Raw genomic sequence first — 15,436 nt, forward strand, 5'->3', positions numbered from 1 at the left:
CGTCCGCCGCCGCTGCCCCTGCCGGGGAGGCGGTTCAGCGCGACACCTCGATACCGCTGCCGGAAGGCCGTCTGTGTCCTCTGCAATTCCCGTCCAGTCCGTGCCGGACAACGACACCGTCCTGGTGGTCGACTTCGGCGCCCAGTACGCCCAGCTCATCGCCCGTCGGGTGCGTGAGGCGCGGGTCTACAGCGAGATCGTGCCGAGCAGCATGCCGGTCGCCGAGATGCTCGCCAAGAACCCCAAGGCGATCATCCTCTCCGGCGGTCCGTCGTCGGTCTACGAAGAGGGCGCGCCGCAGCTCGACGGTGCGATCTTCGAGGCCGGTGTCCCGGTCTTCGGCATGTGCTACGGCTTCCAGCTGATGGCCAAGACGCTGGGCGGCACCGTCGACAACAACGGCGCCCGCGAGTACGGTCGCACCCCGCTGACCGTCTCCCGCACCGGCTCCACCCTGTTCGAGGGCGTCCCGGCGCAGCACTCGGTCTGGATGTCGCACGGCGACGCGTGCTCCGCCGCCCCGGCGGGCTTCACCGTCACCGCCTCCACCGACCTCGTCCCGGTCGCGGCCTTCGAGAACGACGAGGCCCGCCTCTACGGCGTCCAGTACCACCCCGAGGTGCTGCACTCCGACCACGGCCAGCAGATCCTGGAGCACTTCCTCTACCGCGGCGCCGGCATCGCCCCGACCTGGACCACCGGCAGCGTGGTCGAGGAGCAGATCGCCCTGATCCGCGAGCAGGTCGGCAACAAGCGCGCGATCTGCGGCCTGTCCGGCGGCGTGGACTCCGCGGTCGCCGCGGCCCTGGTCAACAAGGCCATCGGCGACCGGCTGACCTGCGTCTACGTCGACCACGGCCTGATGCGCAAGGGTGAGACCGAGCAGGTCGAGAAGGACTTCGTGGCCGCCACCGGCGTCCAGCTGAAGGTCGTCGACGCCTCCGAGCGCTTCCTGAACGCGCTGAAGGGGGTCAGTGACCCCGAGGAGAAGCGCAAGATCATCGGCCGCGAGTTCATCCGGGTCTTCGAGCAGGCCCAGGCCGAGATCGTCGCCGAGGCCGGCGCGCACGGCGAGTCGGTCGACTTCCTGGTCCAGGGCACCCTGTACCCGGACGTGGTGGAGTCCGGCGGCGGCACCGGCACCGCCAACATCAAGTCCCACCACAACGTCGGCGGCCTGCCCGAGGACCTGCAGTTCCAGCTGGTCGAGCCGCTGCGCAAGCTGTTCAAGGACGAGGTCCGGATGGTCGGCCAGGAGCTCGGCCTGCCGGAGGAGATCGTCCAGCGCCAGCCGTTCCCGGGCCCGGGTCTGGGCATCCGGATCGTCGGCGAGGTCACCAAGGAGCGCCTGGACCTGCTTCGCGACGCCGACGCGATCGCCCGCGAGGAGCTGACCGCGGCCGGTCTGGACCGCGAGATCTGGCAGTGCCCGGTCGTGCTGCTCGCCGACGTGCGCAGCGTGGGCGTGCAGGGCGACGGCCGCACCTACGGTCACCCGATCGTGCTGCGCCCGGTCTCGTCCGAGGACGCCATGACCGCCGACTGGTCGCGCCTGCCGTACGACGTGCTGGCGAAGATCTCCACCCGGATCACCAACGAGGTCCGCGACGTGAACCGCGTCGTCGTCGACGTCACCAGCAAGCCGCCGGGCACCATCGAGTGGGAGTAGCACTCCCGCGCCGCTAGGGCCTGTCCTCAGCCGGTGCCGAACGGCCGCGCCGTCGTTCCCGTATACGGGAGCGGCGGCGTTGCCGTTCGTTCCCCCGGTGGGGAGTTCGCGGCCCCGGGGTGGGACCTCCCACCGAAAGCGTGCAGGAGCGGGCAGAATGCGGACCGGACCTGTCAGGGAGTGGCAGGCCGCGAGGGAAGGTGTGAGGGATGTCGGAGGTCAGCAACTCCGAGGCGGTCGACGGGGGAGCGGCCGACCGGGCCGACCTGGCGGCGCAGCGGCGGGCGTTCGCGTCCCGGTACGCGCTGCTGCCGCTGCGGCTGTTCCTCGGCGTCACCTTCGTCTACGCCGCCCTGGACAAGCTCTCCGACGCGCACTTCCTGGCCGGCGCGGGCGACCCGGCCTCCTTCGTCTCGCAGACCCGGGCGGCCAGGGCCGGCGGCAGCCCGATCGCCTTCCTGCTCGGCCCGGCGCTGGACACGCCCACGCTGTCCGCGCTGGCCGTCGCCTTCGGCGAGCTGGCGGTCGGGCTGGGCACCCTGCTCGGTCTGTGGGGCCGGATCGCGGCGCTCGGCGGCGCTCTGATCAACCTGAGCCTGTGGCTGACCGTCAGCTGGAACGTGTCGCCGTACTACCTCGGCAACGACCTCGGCTACCTGATGGCCTGGACGCCGCTGCTGCTGGCCGGCACGCCGTACCTGTCGGTGGACGGCTACCTGGCCCGCCGGGCCGGGCGGGACCGCGAGCGGGGGCTGACCGAGGACCACGTCAAGCGCCGGGCGCTGGTGGACGGCGGGATCGCCGCGGTGGCGATCGGCGGCGCCGGGCTGCTGACCGGCTCGCTGACCCGCACCTTCGGCCGGGGCAAGCAGGCCGCGCCCAAGCAGTCCGCGGCTCCGGCCCCCAGCGCCACGGCGCCCGCCGCCAGCGCCACGGCGCCCGCCCCCACGGTGGCCGCGGCGAGCGTGCCGGTCGGCGGCTCGGCCCAGGTCAAGGACCCGGCCACCGGGGACGCCGTCTACATCGTGCAGCCCAAGGCCGGCCAGTACTGCGCCTTCTCCTCGGTGTGCACCCACTCCGGCTGCGCGGTGGACGCGCCGAAGAACGGCCAGCTGTACTGCCCCTGCCACGGCTCCCGGTTCGACGCCGCGACCGGCGCGGTGGTCAACGGGCCGGCCGTCAAGCCGCTGCCCAAGTACAGCGTCAGCAAGGACGGCGACAAGCTGACCCTGGGCCCGCTGCAGAGCTGACCCGTACGGGGGCTACTCGTCGCGGTCCGGCCTGCCCCGCCGGGCCACCGCGGCGACCGCGCCGGCCAGGCCGCCGACGCCGAGCACGATGAAGGTGACCGGGACGACGATCCGTCCGTTCACCGACCGGTCGTTGAGCGCGGCCACCAGGTAGAGCACGGCGATCACGGTGAACAGGCCGCCCGCGATCAGCGAGAACAGGTCGAGCCGGTGCTTCCTCACTGCTGGACCACCTTGATGTCGCCGAGGCCGAGGCCGAGTTGGAGATCGAGCGTGCCCTTGGACGGCTGACCGCCCACGGGGTAGAGCTGGTAGACGTGCCGTCCGGTGCCGTCGTGGTGGTCACCGGGGACGGTGACGTTGCCCAGGCCGACCCGGGTCACCAGGTTCACCGTGACGTCCGGCGGCAGGGTGACCACCAGCTCGCCGGCGCCGAGGTCGACCTTGGTGGTGAGGGTGCGGCCGGCGGGGTCGAGCCCGGACAGGTCCAGCCGGACGTTGCCGGCGCCGAGGTTGTAGCGGTCCTTCAGGTCGGCGGCCGAGCCGACCGTCCAGGAGCGGTCGCCGATGGCGTCCTGCACGGTGTGCGGCGCGTGGCCGGTGAAGGCCAGCACCAGGGTGGTCAGCAGGCCCAGCATCGCGAGCTTGCGGGCCTTGCCGAACTTCGCGGCCAGCAGCAGGGTCAGGCCGATCACCAGCAGCCCGGTGGCCAGCACGACGGTGCTCAGCCTGGTGACGTCGGTGTGGCCGACCGAGGCGGACCAGACCGCGGTGGCCGCGCCGATCGCCAGCAGGAAGCCGAAGAAGCCGAGCGGCGAGCGCTCCCTCGGGCGCCGGACGGCGGCCGGCTCGCGGCGGCGCTCCGGGCGCTCCCTGCGCAGCGGGTCGCCCTCCGGCAGGTCGGTGCGCTGCCACCAGGCCGGCGTCGGGCCGCCGGGCGGCGGCACCTTGGTGCCGTACGCGGGGGTGGGGCCGGCCGGGTCGGCGGCGCCGTACGGGTTGCGCTCGGGGTGGCGCGGGTCCCACAGGTAGCCGCTGGGGCCGGGGGCGGGGGAGTCGGCGGGGACGGTCCCGGCGGCCCGGTCGGCGGCGTGCCGGGCCCGGGTGGCCTCGTCCTGCGGCCGGCCGTGGTCGTCGGAGTCGGGGAAGTAGCGGTCGTACGGGCCGCCGTGGCGGCGTTCGCGGCCCCGGCCGCGGCGGCGCTCCGGGTCGTAGCGCACCGCCAGGAAGACCAGGCCGCCGAGCAGCAGCAGCGGGAACAGCTGGTCGCCGTCGCCCATCGAGGAGAAGAACACCCCGGTGCCGATCACGGTCAGCAGCACCGCGCCGATCGACTGGCCGTCGACCCGGCCGGTCAGCACCCGCTGGAGCTCGGTGCGCCCGCCGCGGCCCCTGCCGTCGGCGCCGGCCTCGGTCGGGACGATCAGCCAGGCCAGGCCGTAGAGGAAGAGCCCGAGGCCGCCGGAGAGGCAGAGCACCACGGTGACCACCCGGAACACCACCGGGTCGATGTCCAGGTGCCGTCCGAGGCCGCCGCAGACGCCGGCCACCACACGGTGGTGCTCGGTCCTGGTCAGCGGGGGGCGTTCCGGTTCCGGCGGGGCGGTGGGCCCGGCCTCCTGGATGCGGTGGTCCTCGGTCATGGGCACCATCCTTCCGGCAGGGGGCGGGCGGGCCCAACCGGGTACGGCCCTGCCCGTACCCTGACTTGTCCCTGATAAGCGTGGGGGACACACCCTGATGCGCCCGAAGGCGCCCGCGTGGAACCATCGGTGGCGTGGCAGCACCCGGTACCGATCCCCGCCCCCTCGCCCCCGACGCCGCGGCGTCGGCCGGCGCCGACCCGAACGTGCCCGACGACGGGCGCCCGCCCTACCGGCGGCTCTACCGCAGCCCGCACGGGCGGATGCTGGGCGGCGTCGCCAACGGCCTGGCGGTGCACCTCGGGCTGCCGGTCCGCTGGGTGCGGCTGGCCTTCGTGCTGCTGTTCTTCGCGCAGGGGATCGGCGCGCTGCTGTACGCGGCGTTCTGGTTCGTGGTGCCGATCGGCATCGGCGAGCCCTCGCAGCGCGGCGGCACCTACTGGGTGAACGTCAACGGGGTCTACGTCCCGACCTCGCCCTGGCTGCGGCCGGGCACGCCGCTGACCAAGGCCGGCGGCGGCTGGATCGGCCGGCTGCGCGAACTGCTCCAGCACGCGCTCCAGGGCGAGCCGGTCACTGCGGCCCCCGCCGTCGAGGGGGACGCCGAGGCCGGGAAGCGGCCCGCCACCAAGACCGGGCAGGGCGGCATCGGCCAGCTCGCCGCCCTGGTCATGCTCGTGATCGGCCTGATCGCCCTGCTGAACGTCCTCGGCTGGCAGACCGCCAAGCCGTACACCTGGCCGCTGCTGGCGATCGGCGTCGGCGTCGCGTTGGTCTGGCGGCAGGCCGACGACTCGCGCTGGCAGCGCTGGTTCGGCATCGAGGAGGGCGAGAAGCGGCGCGGCGCCTACACCCGGGTCGGCGCCGGCGTGCTGCTCGTGGTGGCCGGCACCATCGCGCTGCTCGCGATGCAGGGCAGTGGCTCCACCCTCGGCTCGGTGGTCCAGGCCTCGCTCGCCGTGCTGGCCGGGGTGCTGGTGCTGCTCGGCCCGTACGGCCTTCGGCTGTGGCAGGACCTCGGTGCCGAGCGCACCGCCCGCATCCGCGCCCAGGAGCGCGCCGAGATCGCCGCGCACATCCATGACTCGGTGCTGCACACCCTCACCCTGATCCAGCGTCGGGCCGAGGACCCCAAGGAGGTGCTGCGCCTCGCCCGCTCCCAGGAGCGCGAGCTGCGGCTGTGGCTGTACCGCCCCGAGGCCGCCGCCGAGGCCGCACCGGACACCATGGCGGAGACCCTGCGGGCCGCCGTCGCCGAGGTCGAGGACCGGCACGGCGTCCCGGTCGAGCTGGTGATCGTCGGCGACTGCCCGATGGACGAGAAGATCGCGGCACAGATGCAGGCCGCGAGGGAGGCGACCGTCAACGCGGCCAAGTACGGTGGCGGGGGACCGGTCCAGGTCTACGCCGAGGTGGAGGGGAGGACGGTGTCGGTGTTCGTCCGCGACCACGGCCCCGGCTTCGACCCCGACACGGTGCCCGAGGACCGGATGGGCGTACGGGAGTCGATCATCGGCCGGATGAAGCGTCACGGTGGCACCGCTCGGGTGCGGCCGGCGGCGGGCGGCGGCACCGAGGTCGAGCTGGAGATGGAGAGAACGAATGACTGAGGCAGCTCCGGAGCGCACGGCCAGGGTCGTCCTGGTGGACGACCACCGGATGTTCCGGACGGGGGTCCGGGCCGAGATCGGCCGCACCGAGGTGACCGGCATCGACGTGGTGGGCGAGGCCGACGACGTGGACTCGGCGGTCCAGGTGGTCGCCGAGACCAGGCCCGACGTGGTGCTGCTCGACGTGCACCTGCCCGGCGGCGGCGGCGTCGAGGTGCTGCGCCGCTCGGTCGGCGTGATGGGCGAGCAGGGCGGGGTGAAGTTCCTGGCGCTGTCCGTCTCGGACGCCGCCGAGGACGTCATCGGCGTGATCCGGGGCGGCGCGCGCGGCTACGTCACCAAGACCATCACCGGGACCGACCTGGTCGACGCGATCTTCCGGATCGCCGACGGCGACGCGGTCTTCTCGCCCCGGCTGGCCGGCTTCGTGCTGGACGCCTTCGCCGCCACCGACACCCCGCCGGTGGACGAGGACCTGGACCGCCTCACCCAGCGCGAGCGCGAGGTGCTCCGGCTGATCGCACGCGGCTACGCCTACAAGGAGATCGCCAAGCAGCTCTTCATCTCGGTGAAGACCGTCGAGAGCCACGTCTCCGCCGTCCTGCGCAAGCTCCAGCTCAGCAACCGCCACGAGCTCACCCGCTGGGCCACCGCCCGCCGCCTGGTCTGATCCGGCCCGCCGAGCCCGCCCGCCCCGGATTCCTCGGGGCGGGCGGGCTTGTCCGTGGGTGGCCATAGACTCGTCAGTGCCATGAGTAGCCTCTTTGACGACCTCCCGCTCCCCGGTTTCGAGGCACCCGCCGCCGGGTCGAAGCTGCCCGCCGCGCCCGCCGACGCGATCGACGAGGAGCCCCCGCCGTACGAGGACGAGGTGCCGTACGACGCGTACGAGGAGGCGATCCCGGAGGGGCTGTTCCACACCACGGCTTTCAATGAGCCAGGGGGCGCCGCGGAGACCGAGCGGGACGCCTGGTACCGCAACGGCGCCGCCCGGCCGGTGGTGGACCCGGCGCAGCTGCTGGAGGGGATGAACGACCCGCAGCGCGAGGCCGTCCTGCACGCCGGCTCGCCGCTGCTGATCGTGGCCGGGGCCGGCTCCGGCAAGACCCGGGTGCTGACGCACCGGATCGCCCACCTGCTGGGCGCCCGCGGGGTGCAGCCGGGCGAGATCCTGGCGATCACCTTCACCAACAAGGCGGCCGGCGAAATGCGCGAGCGCGTCGAGGCGCTGGTCGGCCCGCGCGCCCGGGCGATGTGGGTGTCCACCTTCCACAGCGCCTGCGTGCGGATCCTGCGCCGCGAGTCCAAGGTGCTGGGCTTCACCTCCAGCTTCTCGATCTACGACTCGGCCGACTCGCAGCGGCTGATGTCGCTGGTCTGCCGCGACCTCGACCTGGACCCGAAGCAGTTCCCGCCGAAGTCCTTCACGGCGAAGGTCAGCAACCTGAAGAACGAGCTGATCGACGAGGAGACCTTCGCCGACCAGGCCGCCAACCCGATGGAGAAGAAGCTCGCCGAGGCGTACGCGCTCTACCAGCGGCGGCTGCGCGAGGCCAACGCGCTCGACTTCGACGACATCATCATGACGACGGTGAACCTGCTGCAGGCCTTCCCGAACGTCGCCGAGCACTACCGCCGCCGGTTCCGGCACATCCTGGTCGACGAGTACCAGGACACCAACCACGCCCAGTACATGCTGGTCCGGGAGCTGAGCGGCGGATCCGTCGCGGCCGCCCCCAAGCGCACCGCGGACGGGGACTTCGTGAATCCGGCCGCCGGGCGGCTGGCCGAGGTGCCGCCGGCCGAGCTGTGCGTGGTCGGTGACGCGGACCAGTCGATCTACGCCTTCCGCGGCGCGACCATCCGCAACATCCTCCAGTTCGAGGAGGACTACCCGAACGCGACCACGATCCTGCTGGAGCAGAACTACCGCTCCACCCAGACCATCCTGAGCGCCGCCAACGCCGTCATCGAGCGCAACGCCAACCGGCGCGAGAAGAAGCTGTGGACGGCCGGCGAGCACGGTGAGAAGGTCATCGGCTACGTCGCGGACGACGAGCACGGCGAGGCCCAGTTCATCGCCGACGAGATCGACCGGCTCACCGACAAGGGCGAGGCCAAGCCCGGCGACGTCGCGATCTTCTACCGCACCAACGCCCAGTCCCGCGTGTTCGAGGAGGTGTTCATCCGGGTCGGCCTGCCGTACAAGGTGGTCGGCGGGGTGCGCTTCTACGAGCGCAAGGAGGTCCGGGACGTCCTGGCGTACCTGCGGGTGCTCTCCAACCCGGAGGACACCGTGCCGCTGCGCCGGATCCTCAACGTGCCCAAGCGCGGCATCGGCGAGCGGGCCGAGGCGATGATCGACGCGCTGGCCGCGCGGGAGCGGATCTCCTTCGCCCAGGCGCTGGTGCGGGTGGACGAGGCGTACGGGATGGCCGCCCGCTCGGCCAACGCGGTGAAGAAGTTCAACACCCTGATGGCCGGGCTGCGCCAGGTCGTCGAGTCGGGCGCGGGCCCGGCGGCCGTGCTGGAGGCCGTCCTGGAGGAGACCGGCTACCTGGCCGAGCTCCAGGCCTCCACCGATCCGCAGGACGAGACCCGGGTGGAGAACCTCCAGGAGCTCGCCTCGGTGGCGCTGGAGTACGAGCAGGACCCGGGCGAGCGGCCGGACGCCGAGGACGAGGGCGCGCCGCCGGTCGGCTCGCTGGCCGACTTCCTGGAGCGGGTCGCGCTGGTCGCCGACTCTGACCAGATCCCCGATGAGGACGAGGAGGGGCAGGGCGTCATCACGATGATGACCCTGCACACCGCCAAGGGCCTGGAGTTCCCGGTGGTCTTCCTGACCGGCATGGAGGACGGGATCTTCCCGCACATGCGGGCGCTCAACCAGGTCAAGGAGCTGGAGGAGGAGCGCCGGCTCGCGTACGTGGGGCTCACCCGGGCCCGCGAGCGGCTCTACCTGACCCGCTCGGTGCTGCGCAGCGCCTGGGGGCAGCCGGCCTACAACCCGGCCTCGCGCTTCCTGGAGGAGATCCCGGAGACGCTGGTCGAGTGGAAGCGGACGGGGGCGGCGCAGGCGCCGGTCCAGCGCGGCTACTCCTCGGGCTCGTCCTGGGGCAAGTCCTCGTCCGGGGGCTCGCGTTCCGCCGGGTCCTCGTCGACGGCGGCTTCGCCGAAGGCGGGCTGGGGGCAGTCGGCGCGGCGCTCCGGCAAGGTCGTGGACCGCGAGGTCGTCGCGCTCGCGGTCGGCGACCGGGTCACCCACGACACCTTCGGGCTGGGCACGGTGACGGGCGTGACGGGCGTCGGCGACAACGCGCAGGCCGAGGTGGACTTCGGCTCCGGCGGCCGCAAGCGGCTGGTCCTGCGCTACGCGCCGGTCGAGAAGCTCTGACCGACCCCGGCTAGCGCGGGTCCAGCCCGTTCGAGAGGAACCAGGGCAGCGGGTCGACCGGCCCGCTGCCCGGCGGCCGGATCTCGAAGTGCAGGTGCGGCCCGGTGCTGTTGCCGCTGCTGCCGACGTAGGCGATCACGTCGCCCTGCTTCACCGGCCCCTTGCGGACCTTGTACGCCCGCAGGTGGCACATCCAGGCCTCGGTGCCGTCCGGCATCTTCAGTATCGACATGTAGCCGTAGAACGGGTTCCACTGCGTCCGGATCGTGCCGTCGGTGACGGCGTACACCTCGGAACCGCCGTCCACCGGGAAGTCGATGCCGGTGTGCCGGTTCATCCAGTGGGTGCCGGCCGCGCCGAAAAGCTCGCCGAGGCCGTGCTTGGCCACCGGCATGACCACCTTGGGCTTGACCGGGTCGGCCGTCGGCTGGGCGGTCGGGGCGCCGGTGGGCTGTCCGTCGCCGGGCTGGGCGCCGCTCAGCGGCTGACGGGCGTCGCCGCGCGAGGCCTGGGCGGCCTGGTCGGCGTCGGCGGCCGCCTGCTGGGCGGTCTGCTTCGCCGCCGTCTGGTCGGGGGCGTCGGCCGCCGACGCCTGCGGCGGCACCCGGTCGGCCTGCTCCTGGATCACCGTGACGCCCGCCGCCCCGGCGACCCCGAGCGCGGCCACCGACGGGACGGCGACCCGGAACAACGCGGCCCGGGTAGCCGCCCTGGCGGCGCCGCGGCGCTGGGCGCGGGACTGCTCGCGGGCGGCGAGGCGCAGCTGCGCACGGGTCGGACGGGCGGCTGCTTCGGGAGCCATCGGGGGCTGCCTCCTCGGTGGGCCTCGGGCACGTCATCGTGTGAGGTGAACAGCGGTGACTGTAGCCCCAGGCCCGACGCCCCGGAAAAACCGCCGGTTGTCAAGGGGACGGGCGGGTGTGCACCGGGGCTGTACGGAGTATCCACGGAGGGGTATACCCACTGGTAGCAAGGCCTGGGGCTGTGACTTTGCCCTCCTCTTGGGAGGCGGCTCGGCCAACCGGGTCGGGTGGCGCTAATCTCCCCTCAGGTCGGTTGGTTATCGAGCGTTAACCGCGTCAACCGCAACCGTGGGCCCACGAGGTCCGGTCGGATGATGGACGACGAGGTCCAGGAGGCAGTGATGAGTGTGTCGGGGCCGATCCGTGTGGTGGTCGCCAAGCCGGGGCTCGACGGTCACGACCGTGGCGCCAAGGTCATCGCGCGCGCCCTGCGCGACGCCGGTATGGAGGTCATCTACACCGGGCTGCACCAGACGCCCGAGCAGGTGGTCGACACCGCGATCCAGGAGGACGCGGACGGCATCGGGCTGTCGATCCTGTCCGGCGCCCACATGACGCTGTGCGCGCGGGTGCTGGAGCTGTTGAAGGAGCGCGACGCGGCGGACATCAAGGTCTTCTGCGGCGGGATCATCCCGGACGAGGACATCGCCGAGCTCAAGGCGATGGGCGTCGCGGACATCTTCACCCCCGGCACGCCCACCCGGGACGTGGTCGCCTGGGTCGAGGCCAACCTGCGCGCCGCCGGCTGATCACCGGGAGCCGCCGAGCGGGCCGGTCCGTCGCGGACCGGCCCGCTCGGCCGTTCTCAGTCCGTCAGCCTGTCAGCCCGTCAGCTCGTCAGCTCGTTCAGCATCGCGGCCCGGAACCGCAGCGTCCCGGCCAGCCGGGCGAAGGTCTCCGACCAGGCCGAGTCGGGGGAGGCCCCGGCGGCCAGCTCCTCCACCGCGGCGGCCGTCTCCGGGGCGAGCGCGCGTTCCGTCATCCCGAGCACCCCGCTGTGGCTCCACGGATAGGCGCCGGAGGCCGCGGCCCGGGCCAGCGCCGTCACCACCGCGGTGGACAGCGGCGGTGTCCACGGGGTCGCGCAGGCGCCGAGCAGCTGGAAGGCGTCGCCCAGGCCGTGCACCTCGACGAAGGCGGCCGTCCAGGCGGACCGCTCCTCGGGCGGCAGGACGGCCAGCAGCTTGGACGGGGCGCCGGTGACGCGCGGGCCGCGGGCCCGCCCGGAGCCGCGGGTCGGAGGGACGGGCGCCGGCCCGAGCAGCGCCCGGGCCCAGTCGGCGTCGTGCTGGCGCACGGCGGCGCGCGCCCAGGCCTCGCGCAGGTCGTCGGCCCAGCTGCTGCTGGTCTCGTCCACGCTGTCGCCGACCCGCAGGGCGAGCAGCTGCTCGGGCGTCAGCCCGGTGCTCTCCGTCCAGACCGCCAGCGGTGCGGCGGCCACCACCTCGCCGAACCACCAGGCCCGTTCGCCGCGCCCGGTGGGGGACTTGGGGGCGATGCCGTCGCGCTGCATCCGCTCGTCGCACTCGACGGGCGGGGTGACCAGCAGGTGGGTGCCGCTGTCGGCCAGGCGGACGGCGGCCCGGGCCCGCTCGGCCATCCGCTGGGCGAGCGCCGAGGCGGGCAGGGTGGAGAGCAGTTCGGCGGCGGTGGCGCGGACGTTCTTGCTGCGGTCGCCCAGGGCGGCCTCCAGGAAGGGCTCGTCGGCCGGGGAGAGGCCGTCCTGCAGGGCGTCCAGGAAGAGCAGCCGGTCCTCGGCGCGCTCGGTGGGCCAGGTGCTGCGCAGCAGCTCCAGCCCGGCGGCCGGGTCGCGGCGGCGCAGCAGGGTGAGGTGGGTGACCCGCTCGGCGAACAGGCCCTCGTGCCACAGCCGGTGGTCGGACGGGTCGTCCGGCCGCCGGTCCGGCTCGGGGGCGGCGGTGCGCAGCACGAACCGCCAGTCCGGGTTGTGCGAGGCCAGCCAGCGGCCCAGCGGACCGGCCAGCGCGACGGCGTCGCCGCGCAGTTCGCTGCGCGCGCGGGCGGCGTCGAGCAGCGCGGGTATCAGCGCGGCGGGCGGCCGCAGGCCCTCGAACCGGGCGGTGCTGAGCCACTGCGGCAGCAGCTCGGCCAGGTTGGCCAGGGTGCCGCTGCCGCCGCTGCCGCCGGTGCGCCCGCTGAGCAGGACGGCCAGTCGGCGGGCGGCGGCCTCCGGCATCTCCGGGCGGGGGTCCTCGGGGGCGGGCGGCCCGGGCGCCCCGGTGGCCGGTGCGGGCAGGGCGCCGGCCCGGCGGCGGACGGTGGCCAGCGCGGCCAGCTCCAGCAGCGCGGTGGCCGGGTCGGACGGGTCCACGGCCTCGGCGAGCGGCAGCGCGGTGGCCGGGAGCGGGCGCCGGTCGGTGCCGAGCAGGGCGCTGGTCCACAGGGGCCCCCACGGGTCCTGGGTGATCGTCATCGTGGGTTCTCCTATGCCGAAGTGAGGCCGACCGCGCGGTGTTCGGCGGACCAGGCGGTGACGGGGGCGAAGCCCTGGTGGCCGTACTCGCCGAAGACCGTCAGCGGGCGGCCGGTGGAGACCGCGACCAGCCGCCACATCGCCGCCTCCGGGACGGCGGAGGGGCGGACGGGGACGGTGTGGTGGCCGTCCGTCAGGTGCCAGCCGTCCGGCGTGCGGACCGGGACGACCCCGGCGAGCACCGTCGGCCAGCTGTCCAGCCACGGGTCGTCGGCCACCGCGGTGCCGTACCCGGCGACCGCCTCGGCAACGGTGAGTCCGGCGGGCGGGGCGGCCGGGCCGGGCTCGGGGGCGCCGTAGCGGGTGCCGAGCGCGGCGCGCAGCGGGCGGGCGCCGGGGTGGTAGGCGAGTTCGGCCTCCAGTAGGTGGCCGGTGGGCAGGGCGAGGTCGGGGGCCTGGCCGGGGCGGCCGAAGGCGAGCAGCAGGGCGGGGCGGCCGGTCTTGGCGCCGCGCAGCCAGACCCGGCGGGTGGTGAGCCGCTCGTCGGCGCCTCCTTCCAGCGGCACGGTGCGGCTGCCGAGCACCAGCCAGCGGTCCCGGACGGTCGGTCCGGCGAGCACCTCGGCGGCGTCCAGGGTGTAGCCGACCCGGGTGCGGACGGTGGCGGCCAGCTCGGCCGGCAGCTCGTCGATCCGGGTGGCGGCGGTGGCCAGCAGATGGAGCATCGCGTACTCCTCCAGCAGTCGCTCCTCCGGCATGGTGTCCAACTCCCTTACCCGGGCGGCCAGTCCGGGCGCCTGCGCGTCGACCATCCGGGCCGCGACCTCCTCCCAGGGTCCGGCCGTGGACTGGTCGGCGAGGCCGTGCCGGATCCGGTCGGCCAGTCGCAGCCGCAGTTCGGCCGCGCCGGCCGCGACCCGGGCGCCGCGCCGTTCCGCCCGGCGGCGGGCGGCCTCCGGGTCGGCCGGGGGCGCCGAGCGCTTCTCGGCGCGCTCCCGGCGGGCCCGGAGCCACTCGGCCGCCCAGTCGGCGGGCTCGCCGGCCGGCACGGCCTCGGGGGCGCCGCTCCACAGCAGGAGGAGCCCGAGCGCGTGCTTGCACGGGAACTTCCGGCTGGGGCAGCTGCACTGGTAGGCGGGCGTGGCGAGTTCGATCACGGTGCGGTACGGCGTGCGGCCGCTGCCCCGGCACTCGCCCCAGAGTGCGGCGCCGTCGGTGCCCGTCCCGGACCAGGGCGCGGGCGAGGACAGCTTGCCCGCGGCCTTCCGCGACGCGGCGTCAGGCGCCAGGGACAGGACGTGTTCGGTGCTCCAGCGTTCCTCCATGCGACCGACGGTAGGCGGGGGCACTGACAGCGGCTGACTGCCCGTCCGGACCGGCCCGGCCGTTGTCAGTGGCACGTTGCAAGGTGGTTCCCACAGGCCGGGACGCCGACCTGGCTCTCTCCGATCACCCTGCCGCCCGGGCATCCGTGTGCCCGGCGGCCGACCCGAAGGAGCCCCCCATGACCGACGTTCTGCGGCAGCACGCCGAGGACGCCTTCGCCGGTGAACTGGCCGCGCTGGCCGCGCAGGACGACCGTCCGCGCCCCGAGCGCTGGAAGCTCTCGCCGTGGGCCGTGGCGACGTACCTGCTCGGCGGCGAGCTGCCGGACGGCACCCGGATCACTCCCAAGTACATCGGCCCGCGCCGCGTCGTCGAGGTCGCCGTCACCACGCTGGCGACGGACCGGGCGCTGCTGCTGCTCGGTGTGCCCGGCACCGCGAAGACCTGGGTGTCCGAGCACCTGGCGGCCGCGATCAGCGGCGACTCCACGCTGCTGGTCCAGGGCACCGCGGGCACCCCAGAGGAGGCCGTCCGGTACGGCTGGAACTACGCCCAGCTGCTCGCCCACGGCCCCAGCCGGGACGCCCTGGTGCCCTCGCCGCTGATGCGGGCGATGGCGGACGGCAAGCTCGCCCGGATCGAGGAGCTCACCCGCATCCCGGCCGACGTGCAGGACAGTCTGATCACCATCCTGTCCGAGAAGACGCTGCCGGTACCGGAGTTGGGCGGCGAGACCCAGGCCGTGCGCGGCTTCAACGTGATCGCCACCGCCAACGACCGCGACCGCGGCGTCAACGAGCTGTCCAGCGCGCTGCGCCGCCGCTTCAACACCGTGGTGCTGCCGCTGCCGGGCTCCCTGGACGAGGAGGTCGACATCGTCACCCGCCGGGTCAACCAGCTCGGCCGCTCCCTCGACCTGCCCGAACTGCCCGGCGGCGCCGAGGAGATCAGGCGCGTGGTGACGGTCTTCCGCGAGCTGCGGGCCGGCCTCACCGTGGACGGCCGGACGAAGGTCAAGACCCCGAGCGGCACCCTCTCCACCGCCGAGGCGATCTCGGTGGTGACCAACGGCCTGGCCCTGGCCACCCACTTCGGCGACGGCGTGCTGCGCGCCGGGGACGTGACGGCCGGCATCCTCGGCGCGGTCGTCCGCGACCCGGTCGCGGACCAGGCGGTGTGGCGCGAGTACGTCGAAGGGGTGGTGCGCGAGCGCGACGGCTGGAAGGACTTCTACCGCGCGGCCCGCGAGGTGGGGGCGTGAGCGAGCGGAGCGAGCGAACCATCGAGGGGCGCCCGTCGCGGAAGGC

Annotated in this window: 12 protein-coding genes and 1 pseudogene; 8 read left to right on the forward strand and 5 right to left on the reverse strand. The window is 74.0% G+C overall.

Translation table 11 applies throughout. The features are described from left to right. The first annotated feature begins 100 nt into the window (after window positions 1-100). The 3 genes and pseudogenes from guaA to ACIG5E_RS22110 all read left to right on the forward strand — a co-directional run bounded on the left by guaA (window position 101) and on the right by ACIG5E_RS22110 (window position 2,919). On the forward strand, window positions 101-1,669 hold the full coding sequence (gene guaA / locus ACIG5E_RS22100) for a glutamine-hydrolyzing GMP synthase (RefSeq protein WP_396535726.1): 1,569 nt from the start codon (window positions 101-103) through the stop codon (window positions 1,667-1,669). Window positions 1,670-1,878: 209 nt separating this feature from the next. Further along, a pseudogene (locus tag ACIG5E_RS22105) lies at window positions 1,879-2,406 on the forward strand (DoxX family membrane protein); the annotation flags it as partial. Window positions 2,407-2,634: 228 nt separating this feature from the next. Next, a complete protein-coding gene (locus tag ACIG5E_RS22110; RefSeq protein ID WP_396535789.1) occupies window positions 2,635-2,919 on the forward strand; it encodes a ubiquinol-cytochrome c reductase iron-sulfur subunit in 285 nt (94 codons plus the stop codon). Window positions 2,920-2,931: 12 nt separating this feature from the next. Here the strand turns inward: ACIG5E_RS22110 and ACIG5E_RS22115 are convergent, their stop codons facing one another. Together ACIG5E_RS22115 and ACIG5E_RS22120 are read right to left on the reverse strand one after the other, a co-directional pair. Further along, on the reverse strand, window positions 2,932-3,141 hold the full coding sequence (locus ACIG5E_RS22115) for a hypothetical protein (protein ID WP_396535728.1): 210 nt from the start codon (window positions 3,139-3,141) through the stop codon (window positions 2,932-2,934). After that, window positions 3,138-4,562 carry a PspC domain-containing protein gene (locus ACIG5E_RS22120; RefSeq protein WP_396535730.1) on the reverse strand — a complete coding sequence of 475 codons (1,425 nt, stop codon included), beginning with the start codon at window positions 4,560-4,562 and terminating at the stop codon, window positions 3,138-3,140. The genes ACIG5E_RS22115 and ACIG5E_RS22120 overlap by 4 nt, the downstream gene beginning before the upstream one ends. Window positions 4,563-4,825: 263 nt before the next feature. Between ACIG5E_RS22120 and ACIG5E_RS22125 the strand changes: the two genes are divergently transcribed. The 3 genes from ACIG5E_RS22125 (at window position 4,826) to pcrA (ending at window position 9,566) form a co-directional block, all read left to right on the forward strand. Next, the gene (locus tag ACIG5E_RS22125; protein WP_396535791.1) at window positions 4,826-6,172 is read left to right on the forward strand and encodes a PspC domain-containing protein; all 1,347 of its coding nucleotides are present in this window, start codon (window positions 4,826-4,828) and stop codon (window positions 6,170-6,172) included. Further along, window positions 6,165-6,842 (forward strand): LuxR C-terminal-related transcriptional regulator, encoded by a 678-nt coding sequence (locus tag ACIG5E_RS22130; protein ID WP_396535732.1) that lies wholly within the window; start codon window positions 6,165-6,167, stop codon window positions 6,840-6,842. Before ACIG5E_RS22125 ends, ACIG5E_RS22130 begins: the two co-directional genes overlap by 8 nt. A gap of 81 nt (window positions 6,843-6,923) precedes the next feature. Continuing rightward, window positions 6,924-9,566, forward strand: a complete 2,643-nt coding sequence (pcrA, locus tag ACIG5E_RS22135; protein WP_396535734.1) for a DNA helicase PcrA — start codon at window positions 6,924-6,926, stop codon at window positions 9,564-9,566. A 10-nt stretch (window positions 9,567-9,576) separates the two neighbouring features. Here pcrA and ACIG5E_RS22140 read toward each other — a convergent pair whose 3' ends face one another. Next, on the reverse strand, window positions 9,577-10,368 hold the full coding sequence (locus tag ACIG5E_RS22140) for a M23 family metallopeptidase (protein WP_396535736.1): 792 nt from the start codon (window positions 10,366-10,368) through the stop codon (window positions 9,577-9,579). Window positions 10,369-10,710: 342 nt separating this feature from the next. On the opposite strand from ACIG5E_RS22140, the gene ACIG5E_RS22145 reads away from it, so the two are divergent. Next, window positions 10,711-11,118: a cobalamin B12-binding domain-containing protein gene (locus ACIG5E_RS22145; RefSeq protein WP_270146517.1), complete on the forward strand. Its 408-nt coding sequence runs from the start codon at window positions 10,711-10,713 to the stop codon at window positions 11,116-11,118. 80 nt (window positions 11,119-11,198) lie between these two features. Here the strand turns inward: ACIG5E_RS22145 and ACIG5E_RS22150 are convergent, their stop codons facing one another. Both ACIG5E_RS22150 and ACIG5E_RS22155 read right to left on the reverse strand, forming a co-directional pair. Further along, entirely contained in the window at window positions 11,199-12,803 is a 1,605-nt protein-coding gene (locus tag ACIG5E_RS22150) for a DUF5691 domain-containing protein (RefSeq protein WP_396535738.1), read from the reverse strand. Between the two features lie 11 nt (window positions 12,804-12,814). After that, on the reverse strand, window positions 12,815-14,128 hold the full coding sequence (locus ACIG5E_RS22155; protein WP_396535740.1) for an SWIM zinc finger family protein: 1,314 nt from the start codon (window positions 14,126-14,128) through the stop codon (window positions 12,815-12,817). Between the two features lie 179 nt (window positions 14,129-14,307). On the opposite strand from ACIG5E_RS22155, the gene ACIG5E_RS22160 reads away from it, so the two are divergent. Continuing rightward, on the forward strand, window positions 14,308-15,390 hold the full coding sequence (locus ACIG5E_RS22160) for an AAA family ATPase (protein ID WP_396535742.1): 1,083 nt from the start codon (window positions 14,308-14,310) through the stop codon (window positions 15,388-15,390). Window positions 15,391-15,436 lie beyond the last annotated feature (46 nt).

Source organism: Kitasatospora sp. NPDC053057, assembly GCF_044546945.1.
Taxonomy (GTDB): domain Bacteria; phylum Actinomycetota; class Actinomycetes; order Streptomycetales; family Streptomycetaceae; genus Kitasatospora.